This window comes from Streptomyces sp. NPDC051822, assembly GCF_044452745.1.
Taxonomy (GTDB): domain Bacteria; phylum Actinomycetota; class Actinomycetes; order Streptomycetales; family Streptomycetaceae; genus Streptomyces.
On record NZ_JBITBZ010000009.1, the window covers coordinates 30,326 to 45,639 of the forward strand.

The window sequence follows — 15,314 nt, forward strand, 5'->3', positions numbered from 1 at the left end:
GTGTCTCCTTCAGTCGCGCAGGGCGGCGATCGAGTCGGCGAGGGCACGGCCCGCGTCCGGTACGGAGGCGTGGACCCCGTCCCGTACGACATGGCGGCCGCCCACGATCGTGTGCCGGACGTCCGCGGCCGACGCTGCGAATACCGCCGTCTCGGCTGCCAGACGCGGTGCCGGTCCCGCTGTCCTGACCGAGTCGAGCGCGATCGTGGTGAAGTCGGCGAGCGCGCCCTGCTCCAGCGTTCCCGCCTCGTGCCACCCGAGGGCCGCGTGGCCGTCCGCCGTCGCCGCGCGGAGGAGGGCCGCCGCCGTCCAGTGACCGCGGGTGCGGGTGCGCAGGCGCTCGTTCAGTTCCATGGCCCGCGCCTCCTCCAGGAGGTCGATGACCGCGTGGCTGTCGCTGCCGAGGGAGAGCGGGGAGCCGGCGCGCTGGAGGGCCACGGCCGGGCCGATGCCGTCCGCGAGGTCGCGTTCGGTGGTGGGGCACATGCAGGTGCCGGTCGATGTCGAGCCGATGAGCCCCACGTCGGTCCGCGTCATGTGGGTGTTGTGGACGCCCGTCGTCCGGGGGCCGAGGACGCCGTGCTCGGCGAGGAGCTGGGTGGGGGTCATGCCGTGCGCGGCCTGGCAGGCGTCGTTCTCCGCGGTCTGCTCCGAGAGGTGGACGTGGAGGGGGGCCCGCCGGTCCTGGGCCCAGCGGGCGACGGTGGCGAGCTGGTCCGCCGGGACGGCCCGGACGGAGTGGATGGCCGCGCCGACGCGTACGCCGTCCCGGTCCTTCAGGGCCGAGACGCGCTCGGCCCAGGCGCCCGCGGTGCCGTCGGTGAAGCGGAGCTGGTGCCGCTCGGGTGCGGCGCCGAAGCCGGAGGAGAGGTAGGCGGTGTCGAGGAGGGTGATGCGGATGCCGGCGTCGGCGGCGGCGGCGATCAGGGCCTCGCCCATGGCGTTGGGGTCGGCGTACGGGGCGCCGCCGGGCGCGTGGTGGAGGTAGTGGAACTCGCCGACGGAGGTGATGCCCGCGAGGGCCATCTCCGCGTACACGGCGCGGGCGAGGGCGAAGTAGCTGTCGGGGGTGAGGCGCTGGGCGACGTTGTACATGACCTCGCGCCACGTCCAGAACGTGCCGCTGCCGACCTGGACGGTGCCGCGCAGGGCGCGGTGGAAGGCGTGCGAGTGGGCGTTGGCGAGGCCGGGGATCGTGAGGCCGCGGAGGACGACGGCGCCGGGCGGGGGCGCCTCCGCTCCCGTGCGTACGGCGGCGATCCTGCCGTCCACCACCTCGAGGGTCACGCCCGGCTCGACATGCGTGTCGAGCCAGGCGTGCTCCAGCCAGTACGTCGTCAGCGGCACGCCAGCTCCTCCAGTACGTCGGCGAGTGCGATGACACCGGCCGCGCAGTCGTCCTCGGCCGCGAACTCGGCCGGGGAGTGCGAGACCCCGGTGGGGTTCCGTACGAACAGCATGGCGGTCGGGATCGATTCGGACAGGATGCCCGCGTCGTGTCCCGCGCCGGTGCCGAGGACCGGCACCTTTCCGGTGGTGCCGAGGATCCGGGACAGTTCGTCGCGCAGGGTGTGCGAGAAGTCGACGACCGGGGTGAAGGACTCCTGGACGACCGTGAGGTCGATGCCGTGGCGGTCGGCGTACGCCCTGGCCTCCGCCTCGACGCCGGTGACGACCTTGTCCAGGGCGTCCTGGTCGGCGGCGCGGGCGTCGAGCCAGCCGCGGACCATCGACGGGATGGCGTTGACACCGTTGGGCTCGACCGCGATCTTGCCGAAGGTGGCGACGGCGCCCGCGAGTTCGGCCTCGCGGCGGGCGGCGAGGACGGTCTCGGCGTAGGTGAGCATCGGGTCGCGGCGGTCGACGAGCCGGGTGGTGCCGGCGTGGTTGGCCTCGCCGGCGAAGTCGTACCGCCAGCGGCCGTGCGGCCAGATGGAGGAGGCGATGCCGACGGGGTCGCCGGACAGGTCGAGGGCGCGGCCCTGCTCGACGTGGAGTTCGACGAACGCCCCGATGCGGGCAAGGCGCTCCGGGTCCGGGCCGATCCCCGAGGGGTCGTGACCGGCCGCCTCCATGGCCTGCGGGAGGCTGGTGCCGGACGCGTCGCGGAGCTCGTACGCCTGCTCCTTCGTCAGCCGGCCCGCGGTGAGGCGGGAGCCGACGCAGGCGAGGCCGAAGCGGGCGCCTTCCTCGTCTCCGAAGTTGGTGATGGCGAGGGGCCGCTTGAACGAGACGCCGCGGGAGCGCAGTTCGTCGAGCGCGGCGAAGGCGGAGACGACGCCGAGGGGGCCGTCGAAGGCGCCGCCGTCGGGTACGGAGTCGAGGTGGGAGCCGGTGACGACGGCGTTCCCCGCGGTGGGGTCGCCGAGCCAGGCCCACTGGTTGCCGTTGCGGTCGGTCTCGACGTCCAGGCGGCGGGCCTCGGCCTGCATCCGGAACCAGAGCCGGCAGTCGGCGTCGGCCTCGGTCCAGGCGTAGCGGCGGTAGCCGCCGGTGGCGGCGCTGCGGCCGATGGGCCGCAGCGACCGCCACATGGCGTGGAAGCTGTCGCTCACGCGGAACCCTCTTCAGAACCCTCTTCGGAACCCTCGCGCATGGGGACGCGGACGCCCTTCTCGTCGGCGACGCGCTCGGCGATGTCGTAGCCCGCGTCGACGTGGCGGATGACGCCCATGCCGGGGTCGTTCGTCAGGACGCGGCGGATCTTCTCGCCGGCGAGCTTGGTGCCGTCGGCCACGGAGACCTGGCCGGCGTGGATGGAGCGGCCCATGCCGACGCCGCCGCCGTGGTGGATGGAGACCCAGGACGCGCCGGAGGCGACGTTGACCATGGCGTTGAGGAGCGGCCAGTCGGCGATGGCGTCGGAGCCGTCGAGCATGGCCTCGGTCTCGCGGTACGGGGAGGCCACGGAGCCGCAGTCGAGGTGGTCGCGGCCGATCGCGAGCGGGGCGGCGAGGGTGCCGTTGCCGACCATGTCGTTGAACATGTCGCCGGCCTTGTCGCGCTCGCCCTGGCCGAGCCAGCAGATGCGGGCGGGCAGGCCCTGGAAGTGGACGCGCTCGCCGGCCATCTTGATCCAGCGGTGGAGCGACTCGTTCTCCGGGAAGAGATCGAGGATCGCCTTGTCGGTCTTGTGGATGTCCGAGGCCTCGCCGGAGAGGGCGGCCCAGCGGAACGGGCCCTTGCCCTCGCAGAACAGCGGGCGGATGTACGCCGGGACGAAGCCGGGGAAGGCGAACGCCCTCTCGTAGCCGGCGAGCTGGGCCTCGCCGCGGATCGAGTTGCCGTAGTCGAAGACCTCGGCGCCCGCGTCCATGAAGCCGACCATGGCCTCGACGTGCTTCGCCATCGACTCGCGGGCCCGCTGCGTGAAGCCGGCCGGGTCCTTCGCCGCCGCGTCGGCCATGTCGTCGAAGGCGACGCCGACCGGGAGGTACGCGAGCGGGTCGTGGGCGCTCGTCTGGTCGGTGACGATGTCGATCGGGGCGCCCTCGGCGAGCATCCGCGGGAGCAGTTCGGCGGCGTTGCCGAGGAGGCCGATGGAGAGCGGGCGGCGGGCGTCGCGGGCCTCGGTCGCCAGGGCGAGGGCGTGGGCGAGGCTGTCGGCCTTCACGTCCAGGTAGCGGTGCTCGATGCGGCGCTCGATGGCGCGCGGGTCGACGTCGATGCAGATCGCGACGCCGTCGTTCATGGTCACGGCGAGCGGCTGGGCGCCGCCCATGCCGCCGAGGCCGGCGGTGAGGGTGATGGTCCCGGCGAGGGTGCCGTTGAACTTCTTGGCGGCGACGGCGGCGAAGGTCTCGTACGTGCCCTGGAGGATGCCCTGGGTGCCGATGTAGATCCAGGACCCGGCGGTCATCTGGCCGTACATGGTGAGGCCGAGGTGCTCAAGGCGCCGGAACTCCTCCCAGTTGGCCCAGTCGCCGACCAGGTTGGAGTTGGCGAGGAGGACGCGGGGGGCCCACTCGTGGGTCTGCATGACGCCGACGGGGCGGCCGGACTGGACGAGCATCGTCTCGTCCTGCTTGAGGGTGCGCAGGGTGCGGACCATGGCGTCGTAGGAGCGCCAGTCGCGGGCGGCCTTGCCGGTGCCGCCGTAGACGACGAGCTTGTCGGGGTGCTCGGCGACCTCGGGGTCGAGGTTGTTCTGGAGCATCCGGAGGGCGGCTTCCTGCTGCCATCCCAGGGCGCTCAGTTCCGTACCGCGTGCTGCTCGTACGGGGCGGGGTCCTGACATGGCGGTGCCTCCTTGGATGTCGTACAGATATTCACATCCTGACCTGATGAATAGTTGTAGTCAACAGGGCCGCCCTCACCCGTCCCGGTGACGCCATGGACGAGGATGGGCACCATGGCCTCCTACCGTCGTGATCTCGCCGTCCGAGCCTCCGTCGATCAAGGACTCCTCTCCCCCTCCGAACCGGTCGTCGCCCTCCTCGACACCGCCGGGATCCGCGCCTCCGCCGCCGCCCTGACCAGCGCGTTCGCCGCCGTCACCGACACCCACGTCCTGCACGCCTTCGCCGTCAAGGCCGCCCCGCTCGTCCCCGTCCTGCGCCTGCTCCACGACGCCGGTCTCGGCGTCGAGGTCGCCAGCCCCGGCGAGCTGGCCCTCGCGCGCGCCGCCGGCGTCCCGCCCTCGCACACCGTGCTCGACTCCCCCGCCAAGACCCCCGCCGAACTCCGCCAGGCCCTCGCGCTCGGCATCGCAGTCAACGCCGACAACCTCCAGGAACTGGCCAGGATCGACGCCCTCGTCGCCTCGGCGCCCACCGCCTCCCCCCTGGGCCTCCGGGTGAACCCGCAGGTCGGAGCCGGTTCCATCGGCGCCCTCTCGACCGCGACGGCCACCTCCAAGTTCGGCGTGACGCTCCGCGACGAAGGCGCCCGCAAGGCCGTCGTCCAGGCCTTCCTCGACCGGCCCTGGCTGACCCGGCTGCACACCCACACCGGCTCCCAGGGCGTCCCGTTCGCCCTGATGGCGGAAGGGATCGGAGAGGCCTACGTCCTCGCCGAGGAGATCAACCGCACGGCCGGCCGGCAGCAGATCGACACCCTCGACATCGGCGGCGGCCTGCCGGTCAACTTCGACTCCGACGAGGAGACGCCGACGTACGCGGAGTACGCCCGGCTGCTCGCCGACACCGTCCCCGGACTCTTCGACGGCCGCTACCGCCTGGTGACCGAGTTCGGCCGCTCGCTGCTCGCCAAGCACGGCACGGTCCTCGCCCGGGTGGAGTACACCAAGACCTCCGGCGGCCGCCCGATCGCCGTCACCCACGCGGGCGTGCAACTGGCCACCCGTACGGTCTACGCCCCCGAGTCCTGGCCGCTGCGCGTCCTCGCGTACGACTCGGAGGGCCGCCCCCGCGCCGGGGAGACCACCGTCCAGGACGTCGCGGGCCCCGCCTGCTTCGCCGGCGACCTGCTCGCCACCAGCCGGGAGCTGCCGCTGCTCCACCCGGGCGACGTCGTGGCCGTCCCGGACACCGGCGCGTACTACTTCGCCCACCACTACGCGTACAACAGCCTGCCCCGGCCCGGCATCCACGGCTTCACGGTGGCCGACGACGGGACGGTCGCCTTCACGACGGTACGGACGCCCCAGACGCTCGCCGAGATCGTCGCCGAGTCGGGCGGGGCGCATGCGGACGCCCTGCTGCGGTAGCGGTGGCGGCGCGGGAACGGAGGCGTCCGGTAGCGCGGGCCCGGCGGCCCGGCTTCCATGAAGCCATGACTGGAACCGGTTCGGACACCACCTCCGTCGTCGTCGAGCGCCGGGTCGCCGCCTCCCCCGGGCGGGTCTGGGAGGCGATCACCGACCTGCCGGACATGCCCCGCGTCCTCTCGGGCGTCGAGAAGGTGGAGGTGCTCACCGAGGGCGGCTTCGGGGTGGGCACCCGCTGGCGCGAGACGCGGCGGATGCTGGGCAAGGAGGCCACGGAGGAGATGACCGTGACGGAGTGCGAGCCGCCCGACCGGTACGTCGCGGTCGCCGACTCGCACGGCATGCACTACGTCTCCGAACTCACCCTCACCTCCGACGGCGCCGACGGCTCGACGCTGCGGATGACCTTCTCCGCCCGGCCCGCCCACGGCCGCACCCCGGGCTTCTTCACCCGGCTGCTCGCGCGCTTCGGCGCGAAGGCCGTCGCCAAGGCGCTCGCGAAGGACCTGTCCGACATCGCGAACACCGTGGAGTCACGCATCTGAGCCGCCGACCGGCCCGTCGACCCGCCCGTCGACCCGCCGCCGCTCGCCCGCCGACCGGCCCGTGCCCATACAGGTTTGCTGGCATGTTCCGATGGAAAATGCCAGAACGCCTGCCCCGGAGCGCTGCGTTCAGTAACGTCACCGTCACTGCCGCACATACGCACGCCGCATCGGGAGGGGAACCCGCGTGCCCGGAATCGACGAGTGCCTTCTGGAGGCCATGGCCCTGCCGGGCGCTCGCGGAGCCTCCCTGGTCGACTGGACCAGCGGACTCGCCCTCGGGACGGCAGGCGACTCACCGGTCGGATGCCACGATACGACGGCCGCCGAGACCGCCGAACTAGCCCGTTCCGCCGCCGAGTTCGACACCTTCGGGACGAGGGGCGAGAGTACAGGGAACGACGGCCTCGCGGGCGCCGCCGACGACAACCCCGGTGGCGGCCCCCACGTCGAGGACCTGATCGTCACCACCCGCACCGGCTACCACGTCCTCCGATTCGTCGAGACCTCCTTCGACAGCAGCGTCTTCCTGCACCTCTGGCTCGACCGCGACACCGGAAACCTCGCCCTCGCCCGGATCCGTCTCCGCGACCTCGCCGAAAGACTGGTCCTCGGATGAGTGCCGTCGCCACCCCCGTCTCCCCGATGCTCGTCCGGCTCGCCGCCGAGAAGGCCACCGGCGCCCTGCTCCGCGACCACGGCACCCTCTACCTCGTCGACGGCAGGATCGTGCACGCCGAGAGCCCCGCCGCCCCCGGCGTCGACGTCCTCCTCACCACCGGCGGACGGCTGCCGCGCGAGGGCTGGGACGAGGCCGTCGACCGGGCGGGAGCCCACCGCGCCGTCGGCCGCTTCCTCGTCGACAGTGGCCGGCTCCACGACGGCGAGCTGGAGATCTGCCACCTCGGCGCCGTCTTCGACGCGGCCTTCTTCGCGCTCTCCCCCACCAGCGGACCGACCCGCTTCCGGTACGGGGTGGGGCACTGGTTCGGGACGGTGCGGCCCGTCTCCGCCGAGGCCGTCGAGCGCGAGACGGTACGCCGCCGTGAACTGCTCGACGCCGTCTGGCCGTACGCCGCCGTGGACACCGCCCCCGTCGTGCCGCGCCCCGCCGCCCCCGGCCAGACCGTGGGGGCCCGCAGGCGCGCCCTGCTCGCCGCCGCGGACGGGGAGCGGACCCCGGCGGAACTGGCCCGGCTGCTCGGCCGCCCCGCCTTCCACACCCTCCTCGACGTACGGCGGCTCGCCGCCGCCGGGCTCGTCGCGACCCCGCTCGACCCCGGACCCGAACCAACGCCACCGCCCCCCTTACCGGTCCTGCCGGTGGCCGATCCCGACATCGCCCTGCTGCGCCGGCTCCGTGACGCCCTGGAGGCACACCTGTGATGAGGCGTGCCCTGCGCCTGCGCGCCGAAAGGAAACAGCTCATGACGGCAGAAGCCGAGGTCCTCGGCGAGCTCCGACGGCTGCGGGCCCGACTGCCCCAGCTCACCGGGGCGCTCGCGGCGAGCGCCGACGGACTCGTCCTGGCCCACGACACCGTGGACGGCGAGGCGGAGAGCGTGGCCGCGCTCACCGCGGCGGCGCTCGGCGTCGGGCAGCGGCTGACCGACTCCACCGGTCAGGGCCGCTTCCGCGAGCTGCTCGTGCGCGGCGAGAACGGCTACGTGGCGACGTACGCGGCGGGCGGCGCGGCCGTCCTGACCCTGCTCGCCGAACCCCGGATCAACGTGGGCCGGCTCCATCTGGAGGCCCGCAGGTCCAGCGCCCGGATAGGCGAACTCGTCGACGGCGCGCTCGACCGCAGAGACCTGAACTGACACCGAGTCCGAATCATCCGAGAAGGAAGAAGTACGACACCATGGCGAACACCGAGACCTCCCTCAAGGAAGCGGCCTCCATCGACGGCGCGATCGGCGCGGCCCTCGTCGACTACACCAGCGGTATGGCGCTCGGCACGATCGGCGGCGGCAAGGAGCTGGACCTGAACGTGGCCGCGGCGGGCAACACCGACGTGGTCCGGGCCAAGGTCCGCGCGATGGAGATGCTGGGTCTCAACGACGAGATCGAGGACATCCTCATCACCCTCGGCACCCACTACCACCTGATCCGGCTGCTCAAGGGGCGCGGGACGAACGGCCTCTTCCTCTACCTGGCCCTCCACAAGGACCGGGCGAACCTGGCGATGGCCCGCCACCAGCTGAAGAAGATCGAGGCCGAGCTGGACGTCTGACGGGCCCACGCGAGCCCGGGCCACGCGCGCGCGTGGGCGTGGGGCGTGGGGCGTGGGCGTGGGCCTATTCGACGAACAGGCCCCGCGCCGCCGCCTTCGCGTCGAACTCCTCCAGGCGCGCCTGCGCGTCCGGGAGTTCGTCCGCCATGGCCTCCAGGAGGACCCGGCCGAGCATCATCGGCGCGCAGGCGGTGTCGAAGGCGAGCCCGGTGCCGACGGCGGCCGGGATCAGCAGGTCGCTGTGGGCGGCGACGGGCGCGAACGCCGACTCGGCGACGGTCACGACCGTGAGCCCGGCCGCCCGCGCGTACTCCAGGGCCTCGACGACCTCCCGCGGGTGCCGGGGCAGCGCGAAGCAGAGCAGCGCGGTGGCCCCGGCCCGTACGGCCGCGTCGACGCGGTCGGTGAGCATCGAGCCGGCCTCGTCGAGGAGCCGGACGTCGGGGTGCACCTTGGCGGCGAAGTAGGCGAAGCCGCGCGCCTGCGAGGAGGCGGCCCGCAGTCCGAGGACGGGCAGCGGCCGGGAGCCGGCGAGCAGCCGGCCGGCCTGCTCGACGGGCGCGGGGTCGGCAAGCAGTCCCGCGAGGTGCTGGAGGTTCTCGATCTCGGCGAGTACGGCCTGCTGGTACTCGTTGTGGCCCGAGGTCTCCTCGGCGGCCGCCGGCATGCTCTCCCTCAGGTGCTTGCGGAGTGCCGGGTACCCGTCGAAGCCGAGGGCGACGGCGAAGCGGGTGACGGAGGGCTGACTGACCCCGGCGAGTTCGGCGAGCTCGACGCTGGAGAGGAACGGCACGTCACCGGCGCGGCGCACCATGCAGTGCGCGATCCGTCGCTGCGTCGGGGTCAGCCGGTGCCCTTCGAAGAGCGCCTGCAGCCGACCGGCCGGGCTGTCGCTCATGCCGCCCCTCCCACCTATTCACCCAAGAAGAACATGTATAAGGATATGCACAACCGGGTCGGTCAGTCTCCCAGGACGTCGGCGGCGGTCTTCAGCTGTCCCGCGATGGCCTTCCGCACCTGGTCGAGTTCCTCGGCGTGCTCCTCGATGGCCTGCTTCTGGTAGGCGACGTCGACGGCGTACCAGACTCCCGCGACATTGTTCTTGATCTTGCAGTGGGCATCCACGGTGGCGACGGTCTTCTCCTCGGCGGAGGGCGTCTCGGTGCGCCACTTCTCGTCCTCGGAGGCGTCCATCGGGTTCTCGTAGCGGTAGCCGCTCTCCGCCATGCAGCGCGACCACTTGGCGAACACCGCGTGCACCCGACCGTCCTTGAGCGACTTGCCGAAGCTGCCGAGGTTCACGTCGTCGGCGACCTGCGCGTCCCCGTAGTCGCCCAGCTTCCGCTGCGCCTCGCCGACACAGCCCCCGTCCGGCACCGTCCCGCCGTTGACCTTCTGGCCGCCCTTCCCGCTCTTCGCCGTGAGGTCGGCGGTGCCGCTGAGAACCACGCGCTCGGCGGCGGTGGGCTTCTTCCGCCCCTCCCCGGAGGAGGAAGAGGAGGAGGGAGCCGGCGGCATTCTGTACCCGTGGACGGCGGTCTTCGCGGGATCCAGCTTGCCGTAGCGGTACTGGGAGATGGTCTGGCCCGAGGCCTCCCCGACCGGAAGCGGCTCCTCGTACGCGAAGCCGAAGCGCTCCATGCAGCGCACGCGCAGCGCGTGCTCGGCCTTCCCGAGCGTGGTCCACTGCTCCTCGGTGAGGAGATAGGCCTCCACGGGGACGGGTTCGATCACCGCCGTGGTGATCTTCGGTATCCGGGCAGGGGCCGCGGGAACGTCCGTGGCCTTCACGACCCCGCCCTCCGAAGGGCCGCCGCATCCGGCGAGCAGGGCCGCCGCGAGCGGGGCCGCGAGGACGGCCGGGAAAGTGCGGGAGAGGGACGTGCCCATGAGCGTCGGTTCCTTCGAAGGCTGAGATCCGGGGCGAAGACATACGGGAGGGGCACTCCGCCGGATTCCACCGGATTCGCCCGGCCGGAATGCCCCTTCTCTCGTCGGGGAGTTACTTGCCGCCGCCGTAGTCGATGAACTTCCCGGAGGCGTTGTTGTTCTTCATCGTGCTGTTGAGGTTCGCCTTTCCGTTCGCCGCGATGGTCTGGTAGGCGTAGGAGCCGTTGTAGTTCGAGTTGTAGTAGATCCGAATACGGCTGAGCCTGTCCCAGTTGTCCACGGAGGCGGCGTTGTTCTTGACCACCACGCCCGCGCCGTTGCTGCCGGCGAGGCTGGCCTCGAAGTAGCGGCCGGCGTAGTCGGGGGTGTCGTACTCCTGCTTGTACATGGCCCCCTGGTAGTCGGAGTTGTAGTACAGGCAGGCGTGGAAGTCCTCGCACCCGATGACGGCGTTGGCCGGCGCCGCGAAGGTGAGCATCGATCCGGTGAGGGCCAGGGCTATGCCACTGGATGCGACGAGGCGCTTGATATTCATCAGATTCCCTTTCGATCCCTGCAAGCGGAATGCCAGAAGCTAGCAGGTGCCAAGGGCGGCGAATTGACGCAACGTCACTACTATCGGGCGCTCCTCACGGGGTGATCACCCGGTGATCTGGATCACATGACAACGGGCCCCTCGCGTGAGCGAAGGGCCCGTTGCCGTACGGGAGTTGCGCGGGGACCGCCGCACCCCCGTTACCGGGGGGCGGGACGACGGCGGTCCCCGCGAGGGACACGGGCCCGGGTCAGGGCCGGTCTCCGCGTCCGTGGCGCCGCAGGAGGCCCGGGAGCCGCTCCGTTAGTCCGTGACGCCGACAACCACCAATGTGCCGGACGCGTGTTAAGCCGGTGCTGCGCGTACGTGTCGCCCTCGTACCAGTTGTGCGAACTGATGCGCACCTGCGCCTTACCTGCTTCTTACCTGGGGCTTACCTACTTCGTACCGCCGTTGGCCAGGAAGGCCAGCAGGTCCTGGCGGCTCACGACGCCGGTCGGCTTGCCCTCGACCAGGACGATCGCCGCGTCGGAGGACTCACCGAGGACGGACATCAGGTCGGCCACGGGCTCGCCGGAGCCGACCTGCGGCAGCGGCGCGCTCATGTGGCGCTCCAGCGGGTCCTCCAGGGACGCCCGCTTGGTGAAGAGGGCGTCGAGCAGCTCGCGCTCGACGACCGAGCCGACGACCTCGGCGGCCATCACGTCGGGGTGGCCGGCGCCGGGCTTCACGATGGGCATCTGGGAGACGCCGTACTCGCGCAGCACCTCGATGGCCTGGCCGACGGTCTCGTCCGGGTGCATGTGGACGAGCGAGGGCATGACGCCCTCCTTGTGCCGCAGGACGTCGGCGACGGTGGAGGTGGAGGTGTCCTCCAGGAAACCGTGGCCGGCCATCCACTCGTCACTGAAGATCTTGGACATGTAGCCGCGGCCGGAGTCCGGCAGCAGGACGACGACGACGTCGTCCGGACCCAGCTCCCTGGCGACCTCGAGGGCGGCGACGACGGCCATGCCGCAGGAGCCGCCGACGAGGAGGCCCTCCTCCTTGGCGAGGCGGCGGGTCATCTGGAACGAGTCCTTGTCGGACACCGCGACGATCCGGTCCGTGACGTTCCGGTCGTAGGCGGTGGGCCAGAAGTCCTCGCCGACGCCCTCGACGAGGTACGGGCGGCCCGAACCGCCCGAGTAGACGGAGCCCTCCGGATCGGCGCCGATGACCTTCACGGAGCCGCCGCTGGCCTCCTTGAGGTAGTTGCCGGTGCCGGAGATGGTGCCGCCGGTGCCGACGCCCGCGACGAAGTGGGTGATCTTCCCGTCCGTCTGCTCCCAGAGCTCGGGACCGGTGGTCTCGTAGTGGGAGCGCGGGTTGTTCGGGTTGGAGTACTGGTCGGGCTTCCAGGCACCGGGCGTCTCACGGACGAGCCGGTCCGAGACGTTGTAGTACGAGTCCGGGTGCTCCGGGTCGACGGCCGTCGGGCAGACGACGACGTCCGCGCCGTACGCCCGCAGCACGTTGATCTTGTCGAGGGACACCTTGTCGGGGCAGACGAAGATGCACTTGTAGCCCTTCTGCTGGGCCACGATCGCCAGGCCGACGCCGGTGTTGCCGGACGTGGGCTCGACGATGGTTCCGCCGGGCTTCAGCTCACCGCTCTGCTCGGCCGCCTCGATCATCCGCACGGCGATCCGGTCCTTGACCGAGCCTCCGGGGTTGAAGTACTCGACCTTGGCCAGGACGGTCGCCTGAATGCCCGCTGTGACGTTGTTGAGCTTCACCAGCGGGGTGTTGCCGACGAGGCTGATCATCGAGTCGTGGAATTGCACCGTAATCTCCGGGGTCTCCGTAATGGTGTGGTCAGCGTATGCGTAGTCGGAGCGGGTTACGGGGCAGTTAGACCCTGAACGGCTTGAAGGAGGTGACGCCCCCATGTCGAGGGCGAGGGTGGCGCGGCGGATCGCGGCGGGTGCGGCGTACGGCGGCGGGAGCATCGGGCTGCTCGGTGTGGCGTCCGTGGGCGTCCTGCTGGCGGAGATGCAGCTCGCGAAGCGGACGGTGGGCGGCGGGGCGGCGCCGCTGCCGCCCGGCGCCGACGGTCTGTACGGCCGGGCGTTCGGTACGGACGACCCGCTGCGGCTGGCCCTTCTGGGTGATTCCACGGCGGCCGGTCAGGGCGTGCGCCGCTCGGGTCAGACGCCGGGCGCGCTGCTCGCCTCGGGACTCGCGGCCGTCGCCGAGCGACCGGTGGTGCTGCGGAACGTGGCGCTGTCCGGGGCGCGCTCGGACGACCTGGAGCGCCAGGTGTCCCTGCTGCTCGCCCAGCCCCTGGGGCCGCCGGACGTGTGCGTGATCATGATCGGGGCGAACGACGTGACGCACCGGATGCCGCCGACCGAGTCGGTACGGCTCCTGGCGTCGGCAGTACGGCGGCTGCGGACGGCGGGCGCCGAGGTGGTGGTCGGCACCTGCCCGGACCTGGGGACGATCGAGCCGGTGTACCAGCCGCTGCGCTGGCTGGCCCGGCGGGCCTCCCGGCAGCTCGCGGCGGCGCAGACGATCGTGGTGGTGGAGCAGGGCGGGCGGACGGTGTCGCTCGGCGACCTGCTCGGTCCCGAGTTCGCGGCGAACCCGCGCGAGATGTTCGGTGTGGACAACTTCCACCCCTCGGCGGAGGGGTACGCGACGGCGGCGATGGCCGTCCTCCCGACGCTGTGCGCGGCGCTCGGCGTATGGCCGGAGACCGACCGCCTGGAACCGGCCCGCCGGGAGAACATGCTGCCGGTCGCGAAGGCGGCGGCCGAGGCGGCGAGGGAGGCGGGCACGGAGGTGACGGGCGCGCGGGCGCCGTGGGCCCTGCTCAAGCACCGGCGGCGCCGGCGGCTGCCGATGCCGGCGGAGGGCGAGACGCGGGCCGGGACGGGGTCGGAGACGGGCGGGGAGTCCGGCGGGGAGACGGGCAAGGAATCGGGCCCGGAGATCGGCACGGAGGCTTCGGGATCCGCGTCAGGGGCGGGGCCGGAGTCCGCGTCAGGGGCGGGTTCGGGCTCCGCCCCCGGATCGGGTTCGGCCTCGGGGGGTCATAATTGAGAGGGCTCTGACTGAGCGCTCGCTTAGAAAAGAGGCCCGCGTCACACTGTCAGGGCGGTGACCCCTGCGGTACGTACGGGTAACTTCCCTTTCAGTCCGCCCACTCCGCACCCTCATGGAGCCGTGATGCCCGAAGCCGTGATCGTCTCGACCGCCCGTTCGCCCATCGGCCGGGCCTTCAAGGGCTCCCTCAAGGACCTGCGGCCGGACGACCTCACCGCGACCATCGTCCAGGCCGCCCTGGCGAAGGTGCCGGAGCTCGACCCGCGCGACATCGACGACCTGATGCTGGGCTGCGGCCTGCCCGGCGGCGAGCAGGGCAACAACCTCGGCCGGATCGTCGCCGTGCAGATGGGCATGGACCACCTGCCGGGCTGCACGGTCACCCGCTACTGCTCCTCGTCGCTGCAGACCTCCCGGATGGCGCTGCACGCGATCAAGGCCGGCGAGGGCGACGTCTTCATCTCGGCCGGTGTCGAGATGGTGTCCCGCTTCGTGAAGGGCAACTCGGACTCGCTGCCCGACACGCACAACCCGTTCTTCGCCGAGGCCGAGGCCCGCACGGCGGAGGTCGCCGCGTCCGAGGGCTCCACCTGGCACGACCCTCGCGAGGACGGCATCGTCCCGGACGCGTACATCGCGATGGGCCAGACCGCCGAGAACCTGGCCCGCTGGAAGGGCATCAGCCGCCAGGAGATGGACGAGTTCGGCGTCCGCTCCCAGAACCTCGCCGAGCAGGCCGTCAAGAACGGCTTCTGGGAGCGCGAGATCACCCCGGTGACGCTCCCGGACGGCAGCGTCGTCTCCACGGACGACGGCCCGCGCGCCGGCGTCACCCTGGAGGGCGTGCAGGGCCTCAAGCCGGTGTTCCGCCCCGACGGCCTGGTCACCGCCGCGAACTGCTGCCCGCTGAACGACGGCGCCGCCGCGCTCGTCATCATGTCGGACACCAAGGCCCGCGAGCTCGGCCTGACCCCGCTGGCCCGGATCGTCTCCACCGGCGTCTCCGGCCTCTCCCCCGAGATCATGGGCCTCGGCCCGGTCGAGGCGTCGAAGCAGGCCCTCCAGCGCGCCGGCCTGACCATCGGCGACATCGACCTCGCCGAGATCAACGAGGCCTTCGCCGCCCAGGTCATCCCGTCCTACCAGGACCTGGGCCTCGACCTGGACAAGGTGAACGTCAACGGTGGCGCCATCGCCGTCGGCCACCCCTTCGGCATGACGGGCGCCCGCATCACCGGCACCCTGATCAACAGCCTCCAGTTCCACGACAAGCAGTTCGGCCTGGAGACCATGTGCGTGGGCGGCGGCCAGGGCATGGCGATGGTCATCGAGCGCCTGAGCTGAGCCGGAGCG

General features: G+C 71.9%; 15 protein-coding genes. 8 read left to right on the plus strand and 7 right to left on the minus strand.

The features are described 5' to 3' along the window. Positions 1-9 precede the first annotated feature (9 nt). From ACIA8N_RS25280 to hutU, 3 genes are read right to left on the minus strand one after another with little or no spacing between them, the layout of a single operon-like run. A complete protein-coding gene (locus ACIA8N_RS25280) occupies positions 10-1,347 on the minus strand; it encodes a formimidoylglutamate deiminase (protein ID WP_365778701.1) in 1,338 nt (445 codons plus the stop codon). Next, a complete protein-coding gene (locus ACIA8N_RS25285) occupies positions 1,338-2,555 on the minus strand; it encodes an allantoate amidohydrolase (protein WP_365778699.1) in 1,218 nt (405 codons plus the stop codon). The genes ACIA8N_RS25280 and ACIA8N_RS25285 overlap by 10 nt, the downstream gene beginning before the upstream one ends. Next, on the minus strand, positions 2,552-4,237 hold the full coding sequence (gene hutU / locus ACIA8N_RS25290) for a urocanate hydratase (protein WP_365778697.1): 1,686 nt from the start codon (positions 4,235-4,237) through the stop codon (positions 2,552-2,554). Before hutU ends, ACIA8N_RS25285 begins: the two co-directional genes overlap by 4 nt. Before the next feature lie 105 nt (positions 4,238-4,342). On the opposite strand from hutU, the gene ACIA8N_RS25295 reads away from it, so the two are divergent. The 6 genes from ACIA8N_RS25295 to ACIA8N_RS25320 all read left to right on the plus strand — a co-directional run bounded on the left by ACIA8N_RS25295 (position 4,343) and on the right by ACIA8N_RS25320 (position 8,446). Further along, complete coding sequence (locus ACIA8N_RS25295) at positions 4,343-5,668, plus strand: diaminopimelate decarboxylase (RefSeq protein ID WP_365778695.1); 1,326 nt, start codon at positions 4,343-4,345, stop codon at positions 5,666-5,668. Between the two features lie 65 nt (positions 5,669-5,733). Beyond that, positions 5,734-6,213, plus strand: a complete 480-nt coding sequence (locus tag ACIA8N_RS25300) for an SRPBCC family protein (RefSeq protein WP_365778693.1) — start codon at positions 5,734-5,736, stop codon at positions 6,211-6,213. Between the two features lie 187 nt (positions 6,214-6,400). Next, positions 6,401-6,832: a hypothetical protein gene (locus tag ACIA8N_RS25305; RefSeq protein ID WP_365778691.1), complete on the plus strand. Its 432-nt coding sequence runs from the start codon at positions 6,401-6,403 to the stop codon at positions 6,830-6,832. Beyond that, positions 6,829-7,599 carry a transcriptional regulator gene (locus ACIA8N_RS25310; protein WP_365778689.1) on the plus strand — a complete coding sequence of 257 codons (771 nt, stop codon included), beginning with the start codon at positions 6,829-6,831 and terminating at the stop codon, positions 7,597-7,599. The genes ACIA8N_RS25305 and ACIA8N_RS25310 overlap by 4 nt, the downstream gene beginning before the upstream one ends. Before the next feature lie 41 nt (positions 7,600-7,640). After that, positions 7,641-8,033 (plus strand): roadblock/LC7 domain-containing protein, encoded by a 393-nt coding sequence (locus ACIA8N_RS25315; protein WP_359204577.1) that lies wholly within the window; start codon positions 7,641-7,643, stop codon positions 8,031-8,033. A 41-nt stretch (positions 8,034-8,074) separates the two neighbouring features. Beyond that, a complete protein-coding gene (locus ACIA8N_RS25320) occupies positions 8,075-8,446 on the plus strand; it encodes a hypothetical protein (RefSeq protein WP_365778687.1) in 372 nt (123 codons plus the stop codon). A 64-nt stretch (positions 8,447-8,510) separates the two neighbouring features. On the opposite strand, the gene ACIA8N_RS25325 is transcribed toward ACIA8N_RS25320, so the two are convergent. From ACIA8N_RS25325 to ACIA8N_RS25340, 4 genes are all read right to left on the minus strand, one after another. Further along, the gene (locus tag ACIA8N_RS25325; RefSeq protein WP_365778685.1) at positions 8,511-9,344 is read right to left on the minus strand and encodes a MurR/RpiR family transcriptional regulator; all 834 of its coding nucleotides are present in this window, start codon (positions 9,342-9,344) and stop codon (positions 8,511-8,513) included. Positions 9,345-9,406: 62 nt separating this feature from the next. After that, positions 9,407-10,336: a hypothetical protein gene (locus ACIA8N_RS25330; protein WP_365778683.1), complete on the minus strand. Its 930-nt coding sequence runs from the start codon at positions 10,334-10,336 to the stop codon at positions 9,407-9,409. A gap of 112 nt (positions 10,337-10,448) precedes the next feature. Next, positions 10,449-10,871, minus strand: a complete 423-nt coding sequence (locus ACIA8N_RS25335) for a peptidase inhibitor family I36 protein (RefSeq protein WP_365778681.1) — start codon at positions 10,869-10,871, stop codon at positions 10,449-10,451. 437 nt (positions 10,872-11,308) lie between these two features. After that, complete coding sequence (locus ACIA8N_RS25340) at positions 11,309-12,697, minus strand: cystathionine beta-synthase (protein WP_030220318.1); 1,389 nt, start codon at positions 12,695-12,697, stop codon at positions 11,309-11,311. Positions 12,698-12,800: 103 nt separating this feature from the next. Between ACIA8N_RS25340 and ACIA8N_RS25345 the strand changes: the two genes are divergently transcribed. Both ACIA8N_RS25345 and ACIA8N_RS25350 read left to right on the plus strand, forming a co-directional pair. Next, on the plus strand, positions 12,801-13,958 hold the full coding sequence (locus ACIA8N_RS25345; RefSeq protein WP_365778679.1) for an SGNH/GDSL hydrolase family protein: 1,158 nt from the start codon (positions 12,801-12,803) through the stop codon (positions 13,956-13,958). Between the two features lie 126 nt (positions 13,959-14,084). Then, positions 14,085-15,305 (plus strand): acetyl-CoA C-acetyltransferase, encoded by a 1,221-nt coding sequence (locus tag ACIA8N_RS25350; RefSeq protein ID WP_365778677.1) that lies wholly within the window; start codon positions 14,085-14,087, stop codon positions 15,303-15,305. The last annotated feature ends 9 nt before the right edge of the window (positions 15,306-15,314 follow it).